This is a genomic window from Ralstonia sp. 25C, from assembly GCF_051904805.1.
In the GTDB taxonomy this organism is placed as follows: domain Bacteria; phylum Pseudomonadota; class Gammaproteobacteria; order Burkholderiales; family Burkholderiaceae; genus Ralstonia.
On the sequence record NZ_CP196738.1, the window covers coordinates 283673 to 303779 of the forward strand.

The window sequence follows — 20107 nt, forward strand, 5'->3', positions numbered from 1 at the left end:
TGCGCTTCCACCAAATGAACGATGCGAGGGATGGGGACGAACGTGGCTCTACAAATGCGTCGGCACTGGCCCTTTCGAGGCCAGTGCCGATAGCGCGCGGGGAGCGCTTGCTTGTTGCGTTACTGCGCCGGCTTGTTGACCGAGAAGTTCACCTGGTACGTGGACGGCGTGACGGACGGAGACCCGCTCAATGCCAGCGTCAGGCCACCCAAGGGCAGTTGCCACGTCTGGTTGCACGCAACCGTTGCACCGCTCGTGTTCGTGCAGACCGCGGTGCCGGGTCGATGGCGCAGGCCGTTGAACGGATCGTTGTAGATGATCTGGTCCGTATGGTTGTCTGCAAAGGTGCGCGTCACCGTCGAGCCGTTCACCGCCGTGATGGTGTTGCTGTCTTCCGTCACCGCGCTCAGACCGGTTGCCCTGACGTTGCTTTGCCAGAAGGCGTTGATCGTGCCGACGGCAGGCAGAGACAGCGTCGTCTGCTGAGCGAAGATGCCCACGCCGCCGCCGGTGAGCGCAACCACGAAGACCATATTCCCCTGCGTATTCTTGAACCCATAAGCGTGGGCATCGACGGTACCGGCGGAGGCGCCATCGTCAACCCAGTCGACTCCACCATCCGATGTGGCAACCATATGCCCAAACGGCGAATTCGGATCAGGCACGCAAGGCGCGTTGACCGCGCAGTTCGTGGCGGCCGTCACGACGCCCTTCGTGTAGTCGTTCGTGCCAAACGTGCCTTGCTCTTGCCCCCCCAGGAGTGCAAAGAGGTAGGTCCCGTTGACGGCGTTCGGATCCACAGTCTGCTTGGGCACCGACAGCGAGAGCGTGCCCGTGCTGCCGGTGCCGTTGGTCCACACCGCCATGCCCGACTTGGCCACCAACACACGCGTGGGGCCCGTATCGTCCAGCGTGAAGTCACACGCTGTCGCGCCTTGGGTGAGGTGACGGGTCGTCCCGCCGATCACAGCGGTCAGCGCGGTCGCGTCAATGGTGACGACTTGCGCGGAGCCATCGGAGAATTTGATCAGCCGGTGATCGCCACTCTTGAGCGCGGGGCAGGCCGAATTGGCGGGCGCCAGCACCGTGGCAAGCGTCGAGCCCGCAGCGGTGCTGGAACTGCCGTTGGTGCTGGCAACCACCGTGCTCAGGTCTGCCAGGGTGACACCGGCGCTGGCCAGCGTCGACTTCAGCGTTTCCAGCACGCTGTCATAGTCTTTGCCGCCGACGGTGCCGGTGCCCGCGCTGATCGTGCCGGCCAAGAAGTCGCTGACGGTCAACGCGTCAAAGCCAGCGCTCTGGAGCACCTTAATCAAGGCGGATTGCGCGGTGTTCACGTCATTGGCGCTCACCGTGGTGGTGGCGCTGAACGCCGCCACGTACTTCGCCGGATCCTGCCCGCTCAATTGCGCCAGCAGCAGTTCGGTGAGCGGCGTGACGTTGGCCTTGGCGCCACTGGTGATCGCCCCGGAACCGGCAATCAGCGAGTGCAGCACCGTCGTGCCGCTGGTGGCCGTCAGCACGCAAGGCAGGCTGGCGCCCGTGACCGTTGCCGAATAGCTGCCATCCGCCCCCGTGGTGGCTGTGCCCGAACCCGTCGAGCAGGTAATGCTGACTGTTGCGCCGGGCAAGGCCGCGCCGGTGGCGGCCACGCCGCTGATCGTCTGCGATTGCTGGGGCGCGGAATCTCCGCTGCCACCGCAAGCGGACAAGCCAGCAGTCAAAACAAGCGCCGCAGCGCTGATTGCGATCGGTGTGAGCTTCATGGTTCCCTCCCTCGGGTCCGTTCTGGTGTGTTGTGGGAGAGATTCTGCGTAAGCCCATGCCGCCATTCATCCTTCAAATAGATGAAGACTTGCGGGATCGCGACTGACAGGGATTGAGTCCGGCAAAGGGGCTGCACCAACAGCGGGCAACTCGTGTGAAACGATGGCGCGGTCGGCGTGGCTGTGCATATCGATGGTGAGCGTGCCGGGGGTGGGCGTCCATGTGACTAGGCCGCGCTATTGTGCGCTCCACGCTACCGCACTGCCACCGCATCCGCGGTACCCTTACGGCCTTTACCGCTGCTCCGTCTTACGCTTACGCGCTTACGCCACCCGCATGCCCACTTTGCAACACGTTGATCTGCGCACCGACCCCGCTGCGCGCCCTTTCGTCAAGGACGAGACCGTCCACGTCGACTTTGCCCACGCCCCCGGCGAGCTGATGAGCCTCGAAGGCCCCAACCGCTATGCCCCCGGCGATGCGCTCATCACCGGTTCAACGGGCGACCGCTGGGTCGTCTCGCGTGAGCGTTTCGATGCCAAATACCTGCCCGCCGATACCGCGCTCGCGCATGGTCAGCCCGGCGCCTATCGCAATCGACCGAGCGTGGTGCTGGCCAAGCAGATGGACGCGCCGTTCTCGATGGCCCGCTCCGAAGCCGGCGACGTGCTGCACGGCCAAGCGGGTGATTGGATCCTGCAATACGCCCCCGGCGACTACGGTGTCGTCCAGGCACAGCGGTTTGCCAAGGTGTATCGGCCGGCTTGAAACCGGGCCCCACATTCATTGCACCGTCTGCTGACGCTCCACCTCGTGGTGCTTCATCTCGAGGTAGTCCTGTCGATCCAGCTCGTGCAGCTGACGCGGATATTGCTCGGTAGCGTTGAACCACGTGTTGAGACGCTGTTGCAGGCGCTTGTCCGGCGGCGCCGAAAGCGACTTCAGGTAAGCATCGATCGCCAGGTAGTAGCGCATCGTGTTGCGCTCCAGCAAGCCACGCACGCCGCCCACATACTCGGGCGTGCCCGATGAGGTATCCGCCGTCTTGGTAAAGCCGACCTTGCCGCTGCCCACGGTCGCCAGGTACGTCCGCATCGCCAGCCGGCCGGCGGTGCCATAGCCATAGGCATAGGTCAGGTGCAAGAAGGTGTGGTTGCTGGCGCCCGGCGCGGGAATCGCCTCCAGCACGATGTGGTAATCGCGCGTGCTGAGCGGGCCGGAGGCCGCACTGAGTTCCACGCGAAAGTAGTCCGCACTGCTGGCCGCCGGGTGAAAGTTGAACTCCAGCCGGTAACTGCTCGACAGTGACTCTTCCACCTTGCGGCCCAGGTTCACGTTGAGCACGCTGCCGTTGGCGCCCTGGGTGGCGTGGCAATACTTGATATTCAGATGCAGGATCAGTACGTCGCACCAGTTGGGGGCACCCTGTGCTGGGTCGTTCAGTGCGCCGCTGACGGTGGCAAAGGGATAGTCGAGCACGCTGTAGATATCGCTCTTGAGCCGGTCAGGCGACTCGGTGGAGTCCAGGACCAGCGGCCGGTGAAACGGGTTGTCGGCCAGTTGCGGCGCCAGCGTCTGATAGCGATCACGCAAAGAGGCGGCGCTTTCGGCGTGCGCCGTGGGGCCGAGGCAGAAACCGGCCAGCGCCAGGGCCATCCAGCCCAGCCAGGCGGTGTATCGATGGGGGAGCATAGGCATAGCGGGTTCGCGAGTCGTCTTTGCATTCTAGGAGGCACTACCGCTTGCGGTGCGCAACAAACGTTCCCAGCCGTTGTGCACTGCGTGCGGCGTTCTGTCATCGCGGCGCGTGGTGCAGTGCGTCGTTAAAATAGAAGTTTCTTCGCTTGCCATTCGGCACCATGCCTTCCCCGCTTGCCATCCTGCGCGAACGCATCGCCAACCAGGTCCGCGGCCTGACACGCGCCAGCGGCGGGCTCTCGCTCGACCTCGCCTCGCCGCCCGGGGACCCCGGCCTGTTTGGCCCCGACGCCGTCTGCTGGAAAGTCCATGCCGATTTCCCTTCGATGATGGCGGGCGGCATCAGCGCATTGCTCTTGCAAACACTGCACCCGCGTGCGCTGGCCGGCGTGTGGGACCACTCCAACTTTCGTGAAGACTTGCAGGGCCGCCTGGGCCGCACCGCACAATTCGTGGCCGGCACCACCTACGGCAGCCGACACGATGCGCTGGCGCTGATCGAGCACGTCAAGGTCATCCATGACCGCGTACGGGGCATCGCACCTGACGGCCGCCCCTATTCCGCCAACGACCCAGACCTGCTGACCTGGGTGCACGTGGCCGAAATGTCGAGCTTCCTGGCGGGCTATCTGCGCTATGTGGATAGCGGCCTGAGCGGCGCCGATCAGGACCGCTACTTTGAAGAGACCGCGCTGGTGGCCGAGTTGCTCGGCGCGCGCGATGTACCGAAATCCCGCGCGGCCATCCGCGACTATCTGAACGCCATGCGTGCGGAACTGGTCGCCAGCGACCGCACCCGCACGGTAGTCGATGTGTTGATGAACTGGCCGGTGCCCCGCCCTGGGCTGAAACCGGCGGTGCGCCTGTTTCTGGATGCCGGCATCCAGTTGCTGCCACCGTGGGCCATGCAGATGCTGGATCTCAAGCCGCCGCCGTTGCGTGCGGCGCTGGCGTCCGCCGCCATGCGCACCGTGGCGCCCACGCTGCGTTGGGCGCTGTATGAAGGCAGCGTCGTGCGCAAGGCCCGGCGCCGCGCGTTGATGCCGGCGGCCGGCTGACTGCCGGCTGACTGCCGGCTGATTGTCGGTTACCGCAGCAAGCTCAGTCCACCGCCTCCGCGAGCGACACCTTACCGCGCAGCGTCTTCTCCTCCAGCCGCACAAGCAGTAGGGGCGAAATAGCGGACACCGCCGCCGCGAAGAAGAACAGATGCCGGAAGGCGCTCTCACCCGCGCGTTGCAGCGCCTGCGCATCAGCCCCCTTGCTGGCGAGCGCCGCGTGGAACAGATCCATCAGCAAATCACCACCCGCCGCCACCTGGGCTTCGGGCGCGGCCTGGCGCAGCAGCGCAATCAGTACCGACGTCAGCACCGCCACGCCCACCGCGCCGCCCAATAGACGAGAGAACGCCGTGAGCGCCGTCGCCAGGCCCACCGTTTGCGGCGATACGGCGTTCTGCGTGGCCACCAGGCCGGTCGGAAACTGCACGCCAATGCCCAGGCCCAGCACGATCATTGCCAGCGTAAGCGCCCAGACGTTGTGCGGGTCCAGCAGCCCCAGCGCGACGATGGCGAACGGCACCACACAGGCGCCGCCCAGCATCAACGGCTTGTAGCGGCCGCTGTGCGACATCCACTTGCCGGCCACGAAGGCGCCAAACGGAATGGACAGCGTCAGCGGCACCAACCGCAGCGCCGCCGCATCGGGGCTGGCGCCAGCCACCATCTGAAAGCGCAGCGGCATCAGCACCGACGTGGCAATCAACTGGAAGAAGCACAGAAACAGCGCCAGACAGCAGATCGTGACCGTGCGTACGCGGAACATCGACAGTGGAATGATCGGCTCGGCCGCGCGGTTTTCCTGCCAGACGAACGCGCCCAGCACCACCACGGCGGCCACCAGCAGGCCCAGGTTGTCCGGCTGCGTGAGCGGCACGCCCTGCCCCACGCGGGTGATCATCAGCAGCAGCGCGGTCAGCCCGACCGCAAACAGGACGACGCCCGGCACATCAATCGGCCGACGCTGATGCGCCACCGGCAAATGGCGCAGGGTGCGGCGCACCACCCACAACGCAACGATGCCCAGCGGCAGGTTGATCCAGAAGATCCAGCGCCACGACAGGTAGTGCGTGAGATAACCGCCGATCACCGGACCAGCCAGGCTCGCCATGGCCCACATGCCGCTGACATAGCCCTGGTAGCGGCCACGCTCGCGCAGTGGCACCACGTCGGCAATGGTGGCCTGCGCCACCGAGATCAGCCCGCCGCCGCCCAACCCCTGCAGTACGCGCGCGACGAGCAGCATCGGCATGCTGGTCGCCAGCGCGCACGCCACCGAGGCCAGCACGAACAACGCAATCGCCGTGGTGAGCATGGCGCGGCGGCCATACAAGTCACTCAGCTTGCCGTAGATGGGCGTGACCACCGTCGACGCCACCAGATACGCCGACACCACCCACGCCATCAGCGCGAAGCCGTTGAATTCGCCAGCGATAACGGGCAGCGCCACCGCCACGATGGTCTGCTCCAGCGCGCCCAGCAAGATGGCGAGCATCAGCCCGCCCATCACGACCATCACCGGAATCTCTGGGACGGGCGGCGTGCCAAGCGGGTCGGTCAACGACGCAATGGGAGTGTCCGGCTGGGGCGGCTCAATGCTGGGGCGGGAGGACATGGGAGGCTGCGCAGACACCGTCGCGGGCGTCCACACAAACAACGAAATGAAGCCGTTGATGATACTGCTGATCGTCAATCGTTGCAGGGTCAACGATCGGGGTGCGGCGGGTTGCCTTGGGCGCGTTGGGCGATATCCGCATAGCAGCGGCTGACCTTCGCCGTTACATCGGGCAGCTCTTCGGCGAGGAATTCGATAAACGCCCGCACCGCCGGCACCAGCCCGCGACGCGAAGGAAACACCGCGTGAAACTGATGCGCGGGCAAGCGGTAACCCGGTAGCAGCACAACGAGCCGGCCATCGCGGATGGCCCTGGCACAGAGGTTGAACGGCAACTGCGCGATACCGATGCCCTCCAGCGCAACCTGGCTCATCAGGTACAGGTCGTCGGTGATCAGCGCAGGGGTGTAGTCCACATCGATGGCGCCACCTTCAGGGCTGGTGAGCCGCCAGCGCGCGCGCTCGCCAGCCGCGCCACCCACGCCGACACCGGTCGCCCCGCGCATCGATTCCGGGCTGTCAAACGGACCGTGCTCCGCCACAAACGACGGGCTGGCCACCAGCACCTGGTCGCTCACGCCAAAGCTGCGCACCACCAGGTTGGAGTCGTCCAGCGTCGAGCGCACACGCAGCGCCACGTCATAGCCGTCGCCAATCACGTCCACCCGGCGGTTGGTCACGTCCAGTTCGAGCCGCACTTCGGGCTGCGCACGCAGGAATTTCGACAGCACCGGGGCAATGAACACGTGCGCCACGCCCACCGGGCAGCTCACGCGCAGGCGGCCGGAGGGCTTTTCGCCCGCGTGCTCGGCCACTTCGAAGGCGGCGCGCGCGGCCTGCGTCATCGACTCGCAATGCGCGTAGAACGCCGAGCCCACGTCCGTCACGTGCACCGCGCGCGTGGAGCGCTGCAGCAGCCGCACGCCCAGCCGGGCCTCCAGATCAGCCACGCGGCGGCTGACCCGCGATTTGGGAATGCCCAACGCCCGCGCCGCGCCCGAAAAGCTGCCGTGCGTCACCACACTGGCAAACAGGACGAGGTCGTTCAAATCCTCCATGGCGTTTCTCCGAGCGGCGAATAGTCGAATCTGCGCATTGTCCCACTCATAGAACGATGAGTGTCGATTCAACCCACTACTGGAACTCGCTGCACCGCACTATCTTTCCAGCAACCCACCTTTTTCTTGGAGAGACACCATGCAAGTCCTTCACATCGATTCGAGCATCCTCGGTGACGCCTCGGCCTCGCGCATCCTGACCGCCGCCATCGTCGACGAACTGCGCCGCGACAACCCCAGCGCCACCGTCGTACACCGTGACTTGGCCGTGGAAGCCATTCCCCACCTGGATGGCGCCATCGCCGCCGGATTCCGCGCAACGGGCGCCGATGACTTCGACGACGCCACCCGCGCCGAGCACGCCCGTTCGGAAGCGCTCGTCAGCGAGCTGCTCGCCAGTGATGTGATCGTGGTCGGCGCACCGATGTACAACTTCTCGGTGCCGAGCCAGCTCAAGGCGTGGATCGACCGTGTGGCGCAGGCCGGCCGCACGTTCAAGTACACGGAAAAGGGCCCGGTGGGCCTGGCTAGCGGCAAGAAGGTCATCGTCGCCTCCACGCGCGGCGGCATCCATTCGAACAGCCCTGCGGGCGCTGTCGATTTCCAGGAAGCCTATCTGAAGGCCGTGTTCGGCTTCATCGGCATCACGGACGTGCAGTTCGTGCGCGCCGAAGGGCTGGCGATGGGCCCGGATGCCCGCACGCAAGCCATGGCAGCCGCCCACGCCGCCATGCGCGACGTGGTCGGCCAAGCCGTGGCTGCCTAATCAACCAGAGCGGCACCAAAGCAAACGGGCGCCGCGTAGCTGCGGGCGCCCGTTGCTGTTTTCCCAAGTTGAGAAGACTGGCGTAGCCGGTCTTCGGTCAACGCATCACTCTTCGCGATTCTCGCGCGCGTGGTGGATGGCTTCGAGCGCGCGGCGTGTGCGCAACTTGCGCCACATGACTGGCGCAACGATCGCGGTGGCGATCAGGCACGGCACAACCCAGGCAATGGTGGATTCCAGAAAAGTCGTCATGATGCGTTCCCCCGACACGTGTTGCCGATGCGCACCTATCGCCCCTAATGGCGGCGCGCACCGTGTAGTCCCCGCAGGGCTACATTGATCCTTCAACGCGCCCTGACATCTGTCTATATGAACGGCTATTGGCGCCAAGCCTTCGAACTTGAGTGCCCAACGTTTGCCGTTTGCTCTATTTCCGGCTTATCTCTGTGTTCTGTCAATACGCCATCGACAATTTCGTGCAACGTTGTGGCGCCACGTAGACAAGCCGCGACGAGAGCGTCGCTTCACGGTGTGTTCGCAAAGGTAACGGCAAGTTACCGCCGCAGAGGTGTCCCCCATGCGGGCACAGCGTGCGCCGTCATTGGCTCGCCAGGGCGCCCGAGTTTTTCTTACAAACGGTAATGCGCGGTTGCGAGGGGTTTCCATACAGTCGATGCAGGTCCAACGATAACCCCGGAGCCGCATCATGAAACGCACCCTCGCCCTACTGGTTCTTGCCGCAGCAGCGGCTTCCGCACTCAGCGCATGCGTGGTCGTGCCGGCGGGCGGCTACTACTACGACCGCCCGCACTATCACCCGTATTACCGCGGCTATTGATCATCGTTTGGTGACAGCCGCATCCGCCGCTCACGCCTTGCGCGCCTGTAGCGTGCGGATGCGGGCAACCGCTTGGTGGTCTGCCGTGGCGGCGTCGTAGAGCTTGGTCAGGTCGGCCTTCAACGCCGTCCGCGACGCGCCATCCAGATACACCATGTGCCCCGACGGGTAGAAGCCGGCCGACAGGTTCTTGCGCACATCCGCATCCAGCAGCGGCATCGACTTCAGGTCGAGCATCGTCTGGTAGAACGGCGTGACGAAGTCGTAATAGCCGTTGGCGGAAAACACCTTCAGATCCACGTTCAAGCTCATCGTGGCGGCAAGATCGCCGGCGGTGTAGAGGGCGACGTTGCCGTTCGCATCGAGCCCCTTCTGCGCGCCGGTCGGATCGGTGTGACGAAAGTCCCAATGACGGAAGGCCTGGTCGTTCAAATCTGTGAAGGCGGAGTTGGACGTGTACTTCAGGTCGTCATTCAGATACGTGTTCCACATCGCCGTGTACACGCCGGATACCGCCGTCATGGTCGGATCGTTGCCGCCGGAATTCGGGTCCACGCTGGCCGCAATGCCGGTGTGGATGCCCGTGACGCGGCCGTCGTAGGCGCCCAGCGACAAGCCCTTGTCGGCCAGCAGCGTGGTGAGGAACAGCGACGTGCCCGCACCATCGGCGGCCGCCACATCCAGTCGCCAGCCTTGCAGCGTGGCCGCGTCGATACCGGTGTACGCAGACAGCGTCTTCAACACGGCCGGATCGGCATGCGCGGGGTTGGCGAGCGCCTTTTCATAGTCCGTGCTGGCAAACACAGCGGCGGCTTCGGCAAAGTCGCCCACGTCTGTCGGCAAAGGCCCGCCTTGGGGTGACGCTGCGCGCTTGTGGAACCACGCATCCGCCGCGCACGTCGGCAACAGCCCAACGGGGTTGCCCGCCTGGGTGTAGTCCAAGATGGACGACTGCAGCGTGATGCCATTCAAGTCGACCCCGTCTTCATGCAGCACGTACGACAGCACGCACGAACGCGCCGTGCCGTACGACTCGCCGAACAGAAACTTGGGCGAGTTCCACCGATCGTTGGCTGTCAGCCAGCGCTTGATGAACTGCGCGATGCTGCGCGCGTCCTGATCCACGCCCCAGAAATCGAGATTGCGCTTGGGCGCGATGGCCGTCGAATAGCCGGTGCCGACCGGGTTGATGAAGACCAAGTCCGAGCGATCGAGCAGGCTGTCGGGGTTGTCTTCCATGCGATACGGCGCGGGCGGTGTGAATGATGGCATCGACGTCACGATGCGCCGTGGTGCGAACGAGCCCAGCAGCACGAACACGGCAGACGACCCCGGCCCGCCGTTATAGAAAAACGTCACGGGGCGGGCCTGCGCACCGCCCGCCGGCGCATCGGCCAGAAACGCGACATGGAACATCTTGGCCACGGGCTTCGAGCTGCTCGGGTCCACCGTGACGAGGTGGCCGGCATGCGCGGTGTAGGCGATGTCGCGCCCCCCAATGCGCACGGTGTGGTGCGTGATCGCCATGCCCTCGCTGGTGTCGGTGACGCTGTCGTCGGGCCCGTTGCCATAGGCGGTGGCGTCGAAAAACGGTTGGTCAGTCGTCGTCATGCGTGCCTCGCTACTCAAAGAGGTTGGCGATCGCGTCGCCCTTGGGGCTGCCCAGGCCGGTGCAGGCATCCCACCCGGGGCCGGCCGCGAAGGTGCCGTTGTTGCCCTGCTGGATGTCGTTGAACGCGGCGGGGTTCTGGTACAGCCGCGCGTGCGGATACCCCACCGGCTGCCCCTTGATGGCATTGATGCGCGCAACGAGCGCAGCCCACAGCGGCGCGGCCGCGCTGGTGCCGCCAACGACGCCGGTCTCGCCATCCACACGCACCACATAGCCTGTCAGCGGGTCGGCATTGGCCGAGACATCCGGCACGCCACGCTGTGTGAGGGGCAGGCTTGCACCGGTGGTCTCCCGCGCGGCCAGGCCCTGCTGCCAGGCCGGCACGGCAAACACGGCGCTGACCCCGCCCCCGCCCGCCCCGCCTTGTGTGCCGTCGTTCCACACGGTTTCTTCGGCGATGCGGCTGCCGCTGGCCTGCAGGCTGGTGCCGCCACACGCCAGGGCGTAGGGGCTGGAGGCAGGAAAATCGACGTGGTCTGCGCGATCGGGCTGGCCGTCGCTGGAGCCGTTGTCGCCCGATGCCGCGCACACCGTGATGCCCATGGTGGCGGCACTCTGCAGCGCGGCATTGACGGTCTGCATCGCTTGCGGCGTCCAGCGGCTTTCCGGCGCGCCCCAACTGATGGAGACCACCGATGGCCGCAGCGTGGTGTCATGGATGGCCGCGTTGATGGCCTGCACGAAGCCGGCGTCGGTGTTGGTGGCAAAGTACACAGCCAGCGTGGCACCCGGCGCCGCAGCGCCGGCCACCTCGATGTCGAGCACGACCTCGCCATCGGGGCCGTTCGGGTCTCCGCTCGGCCGGTTGGCGCCCTGCCCGACCGGCACGTCCACAATCTTGGGCATCGCCACGCCGACCTCCTGAAAGTACACGCGCAGATCGTCTTCGCGATACCCGCCGCCGAGCTCGATCAATGCAATGCACTGGCCGGCGCCATCCCCCTGCGGAAAACCGTAGAGCTGCGCGAGCTGCACCGGCGTATACGAAGCCGCGGGCGTAGCGCGCGCGGGCCGGATCGACACAGGCGCGGGTGGCATGGGCACAAAGCGGAAATGCGGCTCCGCCTGCGGGCGCGAATCCAGCCCCAGCACAGCCACCACCACATCCTTCAGGCTGTCCGGCAGACGCAACGGGCCGGAACGGCCGCGGTATTCGCAATCGCCATGCGCCACGCGATGCAGGTGTGTGTCAAACGCGCGGCAGAACTGCTCGACAGAGCCCGCGAGCGTGATGGTGGCGGCCGCGCCGTTCACATGCGTGACCTGCAGACCATGGTCCTGCGCAAAAGCTTGTACGGCGTGGATGTCGTCAGCGGCGGCGCCAAACTGCGCAGCCCATTGTTCGCGCGTCAGGGGTGCCGGTGGCGGCGTGCCGGCGGCGTGGGGTTGTGCAAACCCGGAGAGGCGCGCATCCAGGTCAGCCGCGTTGGACCGGCGAAGCTGCACCAGCACCTGGAGCTGCTCGGACGGTGGCGCATCGCCAAGAATGCGTGCGCCTTCCGGAATCGTTCGTTCACTGCCATGCAGGGGGTACCGAGCCATACGCCATCTCCACGAGTGAAGGTGGCCTCAGCGTCGCAATCTACGTGCCGCACGCGGCACCGGTCGCATCGGCACTGCGCAACGACGGCACCATCCCTGAACAACGAGGTGATGGCCCGCCCAACTGATCAATCGTTGCCGTCTGCGGAATCGCGCTCAACGGGCGGATGTTGCGGCCGGCCCTCTGCAAACGCACGGCGGATGAGCGCGCCGCACGCCGCGCTGCGCACGTAGGCGCGGGCGCCTAACGTCTCGCGCACGAGCATGCCGTAGTGGCGTTTGTCCGCGGTAATCCACGGATAGAACCCGAACGCACCCGGCGAGCTATAAGCACCATCGCCGCCGGGCTGATCTTCGATCCAATAGTTCAGCGCGTAATGCCAGGGCTGCGACGCTGGCGTGCTGACGGCCGTGGGGCAACTGCCGGGCTCGGTGCAGACGGCATGCTGGCCGAGCATCTTGCCGAGCAGGTAATCGCCACGCATCAAGCGGCGCAGAAATTGCCCGTATGCCGCCGGGGTGGCGATCATGCCGCCGCCCGGCTCGGGTGCAAGGTAGCGAATGCCCAGCGGTTTCTCGGCATCGCGCAGACCCGGGGCGTGCGCGAGTTCGCGCTCCAGGTCTTCGGTGAGCGTGGCGGCATCGGCGGCGCCTTGGCCGAAGTCCATCAGCAGCTTCTGATCATGCCCACCGTTGTAGCTGAACCGGCCGACATGGCCCGGCGTGAACGTGGCGTTGCGCCCGCGCTGAAAGCAGCTCTGCACGGTGTCATTGCGATTGCATAGCAGCGGGTTGAGCGCGTCATAGCCGGAGCGCATCGTCAGCGCGTCGATCTCGGCTGGCGTGGGCTTGCCGCCCGCACGCTCCACCACATACGTACCAAACACCCACTTGGAAGCCGATGCCAACCGCACGGTTTTGTTGGCACCCACGCGCTGCCCTTGCTGGCCGCGCATCAGCACGCCCTGGGCGTCGCCGATCTCCCAGTAGTAATCGCCCAGGCGCTGGCAACTGCCAGCATGCGCGAGCGTCGCTTCCACCGCGGCCCGCCGGGTTGCCAGGCTGGGCTCCTGAGCGTGCGCCACCATCGGCCCCGCCGCACCCAGCACTGCCATCGCGCGCGGTACCCACGTTGCCAGCGCCTGGCGTGTCCTGGCGCGTCTTGCTTGCGTCATATCGATTCCTGCTTGTTCTGCCTCTTACTCTGCCTATCAAGGCCGCCAGCACTCTACAGCAGCGCTGGCGGCTTTCCCAGCTTGTGACCGCATAACCGCACGAGCGTTTGCGGGCCAGGAGTACAACCCCATCACCTTGCAGCACCCTTGCGATGGCATACGTTTTCCGTTTGAAAACGTAAGCGTTTGCGTATCGGATAATCCCTTTCCAGCGGCACTTAGGAAAAGCTCCGCATATTCCCTCCCCCGATATGTCCTAGACCACTCGTTTATGAGCCAAATGGACGAGAAAAATCATGCCAAGGCCACCTAGCGCTCCGCCAACAGTGTCCTAGAATGCAAACTCAGAAAGCCAGAATTAAATAAAAGTAAATACGCAGCGAATTTCGCTTCGGGAGCCAGCCATGGGAACAATCAGACGGGGAAGCGCGGGAATCTCTGCCCGCTGGGGTTGGGAGCGCCATTCGGCACATTCGGCGAACTGGCAAACCATTCCAACGCGGCGCCGCCTTTTTCTTCCATCGCGCATGTCAGCACTCCGCACCCCAGCCGTTTTGTGGTGGTTGTGCGCGATTTCGGCCGCGGTGGGTGCGGGTGGCATTCTGTTGCACAAGTTGTGGTAGCTAAAAAAACACTAAGCAGGATTTGTACGGGGAAGGTCGCAGCGCGAGAGCTAACCGCTGGAATAACACCGAATTGATTAGACCGCTTAGCGGCACCGAGGGGTTGTCTGACCAGTTTCATGGGTCAAATTGCATCCGGAAAGATTGAGGGTCCGGGGCATCGTCATCCCTCCATTCGGAAAACACGCTCCCGCATGTGATCAAAATGCGCCGCGCAAGCGGCATGTGGGGCACGCCGGCCACGTGGCGCGCCTGATCAATGGGGGGAGCATCATGAACATCTCGTTCACCGGTAAGACTTTCAGGTCTGTAGGAGACCTGTTCTTTCAAGCCATCGTCGACGGCAAGGTCGTGAGTTGTTTTGTCACGTCCGAAGCCCTGTCACTGTGCGATTGCGCACATCAAAAAGCCACCGCTGAAGACGTCTATCGCAGCTACCGCGACTGGATCGAATTGGCCGCATCGGACTTGATCCGTGCCGGCACGCTGGCACCCGTCATCGTGCGCGGCCGCGACCTGGCCGCTTCGCGTGCGTCGCTGCCGCATGGCGGCGTACCTGCCTACGATCTGGACCGTTCGCGCCAGTTGCGCCTGGTCCCACGTTCATCGCGCTGAAGTTGCCAGCGCGGGTGCAGCGGAACGTGCGGTCGGGGGGTCGCACGTTCCGCGGGTGCCCATGCGCGCGGCGCGAGGCGTGAAATACCAGGCGCCAAGCGCAGATCAATCTGCCGGGAAATCTTCTTCCCAGTATTCCTGCACGTTGCGCACACCCGCGGCGCTTTCGCTGCGCGCGGCTTCACGCAGGCGCAGTTCGACACGCCGGATCTTGCCTGAGATGGTCTTGGGCAAATCGGCAAATTCAATGCGGCGCACGCGCTTGTACGACGCCAATCGGTTGCGGCAAAACTGCAGGATGTCTTGCGCCAGTGCCGGCCCCGCTTCGTGGCCCGCTCGTAGCACCAGGAACGCTTTCGGCACAGCCAGACGCACCGGATCCGGGCTTGGCACCACGGCCGCCTCGGCGATGGCGGGGTGCTCAATCAATACGCTTTCGAGCTCAAACGGGCTCACGCGGTAGTCCGATGCCTTGAACACGTCATCGGCACGGCCAACGTAGGTCAGGTAGCCGGAGGCATCGCGCGCGGCAATGTCGGAGGTGTGATACACGCCGCCACGCATCGCCTCGGCAGTTTTGTCGGCATTACCGGCATAGCTGTCCATTAAACCCGTCGGGCGTGAATTCAATTCGATGCAGATCTCGCCTTCTTCGGCCTCGAGGCCGTCGGGGTCACGCAGGGTGATTCGGTAGCCCGGCAACGGCCGGCCCATCGAGCCCGGTTTGACTGGCTGCCCTGGGCTGTTGCCGATCTGGCAGGTGGTTTCCGTCTGGCCGTAGCCATCGCGGATGGTGATTCCCCAAGCCGCGCGCACACGCTCAATGACTTCCGGGTTGAGCGGCTCGCCCGCGCCTACGAGTTCGCGCAGCGCGGGTTTCCAGGCGGCCAGATCCTCCTGGATCAGCATGCGCCACACGGTAGGCGGCGCGCACAGCGTCGTCACCTTGGCGCGGCAGAGCACGTCCAGCGCGGCCTTGGGCTCAAAACGCGCGTAGTTGTAGATGAAAACCGTGGCGCCAGCATTCCATGGCGCGAAGAAGCAGCTCCACGCATGCTTTGCCCAGCCAGGCGAGCTGATGTTCCAGTGCACATCGCCCGGGCGCAGGCCAATCCAGTACAGCGTGGAAAAATGCCCCACCGGGTAGCTCGCATGCGTATGCATCACCAGCTTGGGTTTGGATGTGGTGCCGGAGGTGAAATACAGCAGCAACGGGTCGCTCGCCTGCGTGGGCGCCTCGGGCGTGAACTCCGGCGATGCGGCGTAGGCGTCTTCAAAGCGGTGCCAGCCAGCCGGTGCCTTGTCCGCGCAGGTATGTGACCCCACAGCAATGCGCGTGAACGTGCCCGATACGGCATCGAGCTTGGCGCAATCGGTTGCGCCCGCCACCACGTGGCTCACCGCGCCCATGGCAATGCGTTCGCGCAGGTCTTCTGCCGTGAGCAGCGTGGTGGCAGGGATGATGACCGCGCCTACCTTGATGCTGGCGAGCATCACATCCCACAGCGCGGGCACGTTGCCGAGCATGAGCAGGATACGATCGCCACGCTGCACGCCGAGTGCCCGCAAGTGGTTGGCCACGCGGGCCGAGCGCTCCGCCATCTGCGCGAAGGACAGACGCGTCTCGTTGCCCTGATCGTCCACCACCCACAGCGCGATGGCGTCGTTGCCGCGCGCCATGGTGTCGAAATAGTCAAGTGCCCAGTTGAATTGGTCCAGCACAGGCCATGCGAAATCGCGCACGGCGGTGTCGTAGTCCTCACGGTGCGCGAGCAGAAAGTCGCGGCACCGCAGAAAGGCATCCAGCGATGTCATGCCTGTCTCCTGTCATTGCATTGCACGCGCCTCGTCCGGGCGCTGGAAAAACGCACCTGCCACGCATCTATATAGAAGGAAATCTTCCGCCAGACCAACCCGGGTTCACCCGGGCTGCGCTCATTGCGAGCGTGGCGGAAAACGCAGCGACCGGCCGCCACCCAGGCTCAGCCAAGCCCAGGCCGTGGCCGCCGCCACGATGGCGAGCACGGCCAACCATTGGGCGCTCACCAGCATCAACTCGACCGTGCCAGAGACGTCCGGCAGAATCTGCGGCCAGGCGATCGCCAGCCAGCCATCCGCATCGAACCATGCGCCCCGCCCTGCCCCTGTTGCCAATTCCACCGCCAGCAAGGCTGCGCTGATAGCCGCAAACGCCATGCCGCAATGCGTCAGCACGCGGCTGAACACGGGCAATTCATACAGGGGCTTAAGATATTGGATATGCCGGGTGAGCGACCATGCGCACACGATCAGCAACGCCACGCTGATGGCTGCCATCGGCGCCGGACTGCGCAGGCAGACGCCCAGCGCGATCCACGCCAGCGCGTTGATCTCGTGGCGCCGATAGATGCGCAGCGCACGCGCGGCATGCAGCAGGCCGATTTGAGGAGCCTTCGGGGGAACACGCGGGGGAACACCGGCAGACGCCATGATGCGCTCCATCAGCGGAAGGGTGGATGCAGCGCCGCATGCTGAGGCGACCGCAACTGCTTGCAGTGTACCGAGGCAGGGTGCCCCGTGCGAGTTCAAACAGCACGCCTCGTCCGAATGACGGACGGGCTGTGGCGTCAGGCCTCGCGCAAATGCTCGATCAGTTGCCGCGCAAACACCGGCAGATCATCGACACTGCGTACGCAAATGCGCAGCAGACGCGTCGCCCAGGCATCCGTCAGGCGCACCCGACGGATGCCCATGGAACGCTGCAGCCGGATCGCCGCCCGCTCGGGGATGACACCCACCCCAACGTTACGCTCCACCATGCGGCAGACCGCGTCAAAGCTGCGCAGCCGCACGCGGTACTTGAGCCGGCAGCCCGCGCGCGCGGCGTGCCCTGCCAGGTAAGCCTGCAAGGCGTTGTCACCCGTCAGACCGACGAAATCTTCCTGCAAGGTTTCGACGAAACTCAGCTCGCGACGCTCGGCCAGCGGATGGTCACGCGCCGTCACCAATACCAGCCGGTCATGGCGAAATGGAAAGGTCTGCAGCCCCGACAGATCCACCGCGTCATTGACGATGCCGATGTCCGCCCGCCCCTGCGCAATCGCCTCGACAATCTCATGGCTGACCAGCTCTTCCAGGTCGATGTCGACTTCGGGATGTGCGGCCAGGAAGGCGCTCAAGGCTTCGGGCAGGAACTCGGTCATGGCGGCGGTGTTGGACAGCAGCCGCACATAGCCCTTGAGGCCACGCGCATATTCGCCCAACTCGCCGCGCATGCGGTCCATCTGCTGCAACACAACGCGCGCGTGGTGGACCAGCGTGCGGCCTGCGGCGTTCACCTCCACGCCGCGCCGGTTGCGCGTGAGCAGCGGTACGCCCAGCGTGTCCTCCATGCCCCGGATGCGCGCACTGGCGGAGGCCAGCGTCAAATGCGCACGCTCGGCGCCGGCGGTGATGCTGCCGGCTTCAGCGGTGTACAGAAAAAGCCGGAGGTCGGTCAGGTCGAAGCGCACGGTGGTCTCAATAGGAGCATGAGCCTCAGTGCCAGCCTGAGGCTCCATCAATTTATCGCAGATTGTGCGGGCATCGCCAGTGCCAGAAACTGAGGCACCTCCAATACAACAACCCCAACCTTCGCCCCCAATGGAATCCGCCACGCTGCTGTTTGGCGCGGGCCTGCTCGCCGGCACGATGAATGCGCTGGCGGGCGGCGGCTCGTTTGTCACCCTGCCCGCACTGATGTTTGCGGGCGTGCCCTCCGTGTCTGCCAATGCGTCGAGCACCGTGGCGCTGCTGCCCGGTGCGGCGACATCCGCTTGGGCATATCGAGCGGACTATCGCGGGTTCGAGCAAGTGCCTATGCGCACCATGGTTGCGGTGAGTCTGGCCGGAGGGCTGCTGGGGGCACTGCTGCTGATGACGACCTCATCGCGCGCGTTCGACTTCATCGTGCCGTGGTTGCTTCTGGTGGGGTCGCTGGCGTTTACGTTCGGCAGGCAAGCCGGGGCTTGGCTGCGCCAACGCGTTCGGATCGGTCGATCAACGCTGCTCCTCGCACAGGGCGTGCTGGCCGTTTACGGCGGCTACTTTGGCGGCGCGGTCGGCATCATGATGATGGCCGTGTGGGCGCTGCTGGGCCACGACGACATCAAAGCCCTGAATGCCTCGCGCACGTTGCTGGTGGGTGCCACCAACCTCGTCGCCGTGCTGTGTTTTGCGCTGGCGAAAATGGTCTGGTGGCCGCAGACCTTGGTGATGCTGGTGGCCGCTGCGTTGGGCGGCTATGTCGGGGCGCACGTCGGCAAGCGTTTGCCCGTGCCGCTGGTGCGGGCGCTGATTTCCACCTTCGGCTTTTCGATGACGGCGCTGCTGTTCTGGCGCGCCTGGTCGCACGCATCAGCATGAGGAGAACTGCCATGTCCCACATGCAACAGATTCATCCGGCTCACCGCACCCGCGTGCCACGCAGGCATCGTGATTCAACACTGCGACACACGGCCCGTGCCGCGGAAACACGCGTCGATAAACCGGAGTGGATCAGCGCGCAAACGATTTTCTACATCGCCCGCGGCGTGGCGATTCTGCTTGCCGCGGCGGCCGTAGGCCTGAGCGCAGCATCGGACGATGCAGAAAGAGCCGCCGCCGCATACCCCCCCTTCGCCGCACGCGACAGCGCGCTGAAGCCGCGCTATCATCCGCCCCCTCGCAGTGTGGGCCGGGCAAAGAAAAAGCCCGCGGGCCGGGGGGCGGGCGGGCTTAACATCTTCAGCCTTTGACGACGAAAGATGGTCGGGTGTGCTTTGTGAATGAGCAATGCGCCGGAATTCACAAAGCGAAGCCATTATAAAAAGGGCCTGCCCCCCGCCATACCCCAACGATGGGGGGTGCACACACACCCCACATTTCCATTTCGCAAAAATCGCGGCTGAAACACGCTTGCAGCTTAGGCGCGAGCGTTGGCTTCGGACATCACGCGGATGCTGCGCTCAATGCGGATCTGCACGATCAGCATCACCAGCATGATGAAGGCCGAGAACAGCGCGGCAATCATGTACAGCGAGATATAGACGCCCGAACGCTTGCCGTCGGCGTCCATCTTGGCGGCGTCCTTTTCGCTGGAAATGCGCGCCTGCTCTTCCGCGTACGCCAGCTGGTAATCCGAGAACACCTTGTTGACCACCGTGTAGAACGATTCGACCGTACCGGCTTGCTTGGCCACGTCAGCGCGGCTGAGCACCTGGTCCAGATACGCCGTTTGCGCGTTCAGGAACGCGTCGCCCTGCTCGGGATTGTCCAATGCGTTGGTCACGAGTTCACGCACTTCCGCCCGATCGAACTGGAACGACGCACCCAGCAGTGCCTTGCCGTGCTTGCTGATGACCGCTGCGAGTGCGGCTTCATGCTTGTCCGCGCCGGCGGACGGCTTGCCGGCTTGGTCGCCTGCGCTCGACTGCTCGTCGTCCAGCTTGAATGCGGACGCCTTGATGTTGATGGCCTCGGACACCGCCTTAGGCTTGGCGTTGTAATCGCTCACGGCGTTCACCACCAGCAACACCACGCCCACCAGAACCATCGTGGCCAGAGCCAGCACCAAAATCCGCATCAACTGCAGATAGCCGCCTTCGACCTTGTTGAGAACGCTCATTTCACTTCCCCTGTTGTTAGATTTGGGGCGGCGATTATTCCAGAGTCCTCGTGCGGC

Annotated in this window: 19 protein-coding genes; 7 read left to right on the forward strand and 12 right to left on the reverse strand. The window is 64.8% G+C overall.

The window, feature by feature from the left end:
* Positions 1-119: 119 nt before the first annotated feature.
* Positions 120-1766, reverse strand: coding sequence for a hypothetical protein (locus tag ACS7SF_RS19735; RefSeq protein ID WP_439893836.1), 1647 nt, complete (start codon positions 1764-1766; stop codon positions 120-122).
* Positions 1767-2103: 337 nt separating this feature from the next.
* On the opposite strand from ACS7SF_RS19735, the gene ACS7SF_RS19740 reads away from it, so the two are divergent.
* Positions 2104-2535 carry a PGDYG domain-containing protein gene (locus ACS7SF_RS19740; protein WP_426399975.1) on the forward strand — a complete coding sequence of 144 codons (432 nt, stop codon included), beginning with the start codon at positions 2104-2106 and terminating at the stop codon, positions 2533-2535.
* 15 nt (positions 2536-2550) lie between these two features.
* Here ACS7SF_RS19740 and ACS7SF_RS19745 read toward each other — a convergent pair whose 3' ends face one another.
* Complete coding sequence (locus ACS7SF_RS19745; protein ID WP_439893837.1) at positions 2551-3465, reverse strand: hypothetical protein; 915 nt, start codon at positions 3463-3465, stop codon at positions 2551-2553.
* A gap of 161 nt (positions 3466-3626) precedes the next feature.
* Between ACS7SF_RS19745 and ACS7SF_RS19750 the strand changes: the two genes are divergently transcribed.
* Positions 3627-4523, forward strand: coding sequence for an oxygenase MpaB family protein (locus ACS7SF_RS19750; protein ID WP_439893838.1), 897 nt, complete (start codon positions 3627-3629; stop codon positions 4521-4523).
* 43 nt (positions 4524-4566) lie between these two features.
* On the opposite strand, the gene ACS7SF_RS19755 is transcribed toward ACS7SF_RS19750, so the two are convergent.
* Both ACS7SF_RS19755 and ACS7SF_RS19760 read right to left on the reverse strand, forming a co-directional pair.
* Positions 4567-6138, reverse strand: a complete 1572-nt coding sequence (locus ACS7SF_RS19755) for an MDR family MFS transporter (RefSeq protein WP_439893839.1) — start codon at positions 6136-6138, stop codon at positions 4567-4569.
* Between the two features lie 89 nt (positions 6139-6227).
* Positions 6228-7196, reverse strand: coding sequence for a LysR family transcriptional regulator (locus ACS7SF_RS19760; protein WP_439893840.1), 969 nt, complete (start codon positions 7194-7196; stop codon positions 6228-6230).
* A gap of 139 nt (positions 7197-7335) precedes the next feature.
* Here ACS7SF_RS19760 and ACS7SF_RS19765 point away from each other — a divergent pair, with 139 nt between their 5' ends.
* Complete coding sequence (locus ACS7SF_RS19765) at positions 7336-7962, forward strand: FMN-dependent NADH-azoreductase (protein WP_439893841.1); 627 nt, start codon at positions 7336-7338, stop codon at positions 7960-7962.
* A gap of 105 nt (positions 7963-8067) precedes the next feature.
* On the opposite strand, the gene ACS7SF_RS19770 is transcribed toward ACS7SF_RS19765, so the two are convergent.
* Positions 8068-8214, reverse strand: coding sequence for a hypothetical protein (locus ACS7SF_RS19770; protein ID WP_439893842.1), 147 nt, complete (start codon positions 8212-8214; stop codon positions 8068-8070).
* Positions 8215-8668: 454 nt separating this feature from the next.
* Between ACS7SF_RS19770 and ACS7SF_RS19775 the strand changes: the two genes are divergently transcribed.
* On the forward strand, positions 8669-8800 hold the full coding sequence (locus tag ACS7SF_RS19775; protein ID WP_439893843.1) for a hypothetical protein: 132 nt from the start codon (positions 8669-8671) through the stop codon (positions 8798-8800).
* Between the two features lie 30 nt (positions 8801-8830).
* On the opposite strand, the gene ACS7SF_RS19780 is transcribed toward ACS7SF_RS19775, so the two are convergent.
* The 3 genes from ACS7SF_RS19780 to ACS7SF_RS19790 form a co-directional block, all read right to left on the reverse strand.
* Positions 8831-10480 (reverse strand): S10 family peptidase, encoded by a 1650-nt coding sequence (locus ACS7SF_RS19780; protein WP_439893844.1) that lies wholly within the window; start codon positions 10478-10480, stop codon positions 8831-8833.
* Positions 10422-12014 (reverse strand): S53 family peptidase, encoded by a 1593-nt coding sequence (locus tag ACS7SF_RS19785; RefSeq protein ID WP_439893845.1) that lies wholly within the window; start codon positions 12012-12014, stop codon positions 10422-10424. The genes ACS7SF_RS19780 and ACS7SF_RS19785 overlap by 59 nt, the downstream gene beginning before the upstream one ends.
* Positions 12015-12142: 128 nt before the next feature.
* Complete coding sequence (locus ACS7SF_RS19790; RefSeq protein WP_439893846.1) at positions 12143-13189, reverse strand: hypothetical protein; 1047 nt, start codon at positions 13187-13189, stop codon at positions 12143-12145.
* Between the two features lie 896 nt (positions 13190-14085).
* Here ACS7SF_RS19790 and ACS7SF_RS19795 point away from each other — a divergent pair.
* Positions 14086-14427: a DUF1488 family protein gene (locus ACS7SF_RS19795; protein ID WP_426399966.1), complete on the forward strand. Its 342-nt coding sequence runs from the start codon at positions 14086-14088 to the stop codon at positions 14425-14427.
* 105 nt (positions 14428-14532) lie between these two features.
* Here the strand turns inward: ACS7SF_RS19795 and ACS7SF_RS19800 are convergent, their stop codons facing one another.
* From ACS7SF_RS19800 to ACS7SF_RS19810, 3 genes are all read right to left on the reverse strand, one after another.
* The gene (locus tag ACS7SF_RS19800; protein WP_439893847.1) at positions 14533-16242 is read right to left on the reverse strand and encodes an AMP-binding protein; all 1710 of its coding nucleotides are present in this window, start codon (positions 16240-16242) and stop codon (positions 14533-14535) included.
* A gap of 120 nt (positions 16243-16362) precedes the next feature.
* Positions 16363-16896: a hypothetical protein gene (locus ACS7SF_RS19805; RefSeq protein ID WP_439893848.1), complete on the reverse strand. Its 534-nt coding sequence runs from the start codon at positions 16894-16896 to the stop codon at positions 16363-16365.
* Positions 16897-17033: 137 nt separating this feature from the next.
* Positions 17034-17918, reverse strand: coding sequence for a LysR substrate-binding domain-containing protein (locus ACS7SF_RS19810; RefSeq protein ID WP_439893849.1), 885 nt, complete (start codon positions 17916-17918; stop codon positions 17034-17036).
* 130 nt (positions 17919-18048) lie between these two features.
* Between ACS7SF_RS19810 and ACS7SF_RS19815 the strand changes: the two genes are divergently transcribed.
* The gene (locus ACS7SF_RS19815; RefSeq protein WP_439893850.1) at positions 18049-18810 is read left to right on the forward strand and encodes a sulfite exporter TauE/SafE family protein; all 762 of its coding nucleotides are present in this window, start codon (positions 18049-18051) and stop codon (positions 18808-18810) included.
* 11 nt (positions 18811-18821) lie between these two features.
* Positions 18822-19181, forward strand: coding sequence for a hypothetical protein (locus ACS7SF_RS19820; RefSeq protein WP_439893851.1), 360 nt, complete (start codon positions 18822-18824; stop codon positions 19179-19181).
* 167 nt (positions 19182-19348) lie between these two features.
* Here the strand turns inward: ACS7SF_RS19820 and ACS7SF_RS19825 are convergent, their stop codons facing one another.
* The gene (locus ACS7SF_RS19825) at positions 19349-20050 is read right to left on the reverse strand and encodes a hypothetical protein (RefSeq protein WP_439893852.1); all 702 of its coding nucleotides are present in this window, start codon (positions 20048-20050) and stop codon (positions 19349-19351) included.
* Positions 20051-20107: the final 57 nt, after the last annotated feature.

What these genes read in the sequence shown, in the direction of transcription:
- ACS7SF_RS19735 (WP_439893836.1), bottom strand. Translation starts at nt 1,766, where the DNA reads ATGAAGCTCACACCGATCGCAATCAGCGCTGCGGCGCTTGTTTTGACT.
- ACS7SF_RS19740 (WP_426399975.1), top strand. Translation starts at nt 2,104, where the DNA reads ATGCCCACTTTGCAACACGTTGATCTGCGCACCGACCCCGCTGCGCGC.
- ACS7SF_RS19745 (WP_439893837.1), bottom strand. Translation starts at nt 3,465, where the DNA reads ATGCCTATGCTCCCCCATCGATACACCGCCTGGCTGGGCTGGATGGCC.
- ACS7SF_RS19750 (WP_439893838.1), top strand. Translation starts at nt 3,627, where the DNA reads ATGCCTTCCCCGCTTGCCATCCTGCGCGAACGCATCGCCAACCAGGTC.
- ACS7SF_RS19755 (WP_439893839.1), bottom strand. Translation starts at nt 6,138, where the DNA reads ATGTCCTCCCGCCCCAGCATTGAGCCGCCCCAGCCGGACACTCCCATT.
- ACS7SF_RS19760 (WP_439893840.1), bottom strand. Translation starts at nt 7,196, where the DNA reads ATGGAGGATTTGAACGACCTCGTCCTGTTTGCCAGTGTGGTGACGCAC.
- ACS7SF_RS19765 (WP_439893841.1), top strand. Translation starts at nt 7,336, where the DNA reads ATGCAAGTCCTTCACATCGATTCGAGCATCCTCGGTGACGCCTCGGCC.
- ACS7SF_RS19770 (WP_439893842.1), bottom strand. Translation starts at nt 8,214, where the DNA reads ATGACGACTTTTCTGGAATCCACCATTGCCTGGGTTGTGCCGTGCCTG.
- ACS7SF_RS19775 (WP_439893843.1), top strand. Translation starts at nt 8,669, where the DNA reads ATGAAACGCACCCTCGCCCTACTGGTTCTTGCCGCAGCAGCGGCTTCC.
- ACS7SF_RS19780 (WP_439893844.1), bottom strand. Translation starts at nt 10,480, where the DNA reads ATGCCTGCACCGGCCTGGGCAGCCCCAAGGGCGACGCGATCGCCAACC.
- ACS7SF_RS19785 (WP_439893845.1), bottom strand. Translation starts at nt 12,014, where the DNA reads ATGGCTCGGTACCCCCTGCATGGCAGTGAACGAACGATTCCGGAAGGC.
- ACS7SF_RS19790 (WP_439893846.1), bottom strand. Translation starts at nt 13,189, where the DNA reads ATGACGCAAGCAAGACGCGCCAGGACACGCCAGGCGCTGGCAACGTGG.
- ACS7SF_RS19795 (WP_426399966.1), top strand. Translation starts at nt 14,086, where the DNA reads ATGAACATCTCGTTCACCGGTAAGACTTTCAGGTCTGTAGGAGACCTG.
- ACS7SF_RS19800 (WP_439893847.1), bottom strand. Translation starts at nt 16,242, where the DNA reads ATGACATCGCTGGATGCCTTTCTGCGGTGCCGCGACTTTCTGCTCGCG.
- ACS7SF_RS19805 (WP_439893848.1), bottom strand. Translation starts at nt 16,896, where the DNA reads ATGGCGTCTGCCGGTGTTCCCCCGCGTGTTCCCCCGAAGGCTCCTCAA.
- ACS7SF_RS19815 (WP_439893850.1), top strand. Translation starts at nt 18,049, where the DNA reads ATGGAATCCGCCACGCTGCTGTTTGGCGCGGGCCTGCTCGCCGGCACG.
- ACS7SF_RS19820 (WP_439893851.1), top strand. Translation starts at nt 18,822, where the DNA reads ATGTCCCACATGCAACAGATTCATCCGGCTCACCGCACCCGCGTGCCA.
- ACS7SF_RS19825 (WP_439893852.1), bottom strand. Translation starts at nt 20,050, where the DNA reads ATGAGCGTTCTCAACAAGGTCGAAGGCGGCTATCTGCAGTTGATGCGG.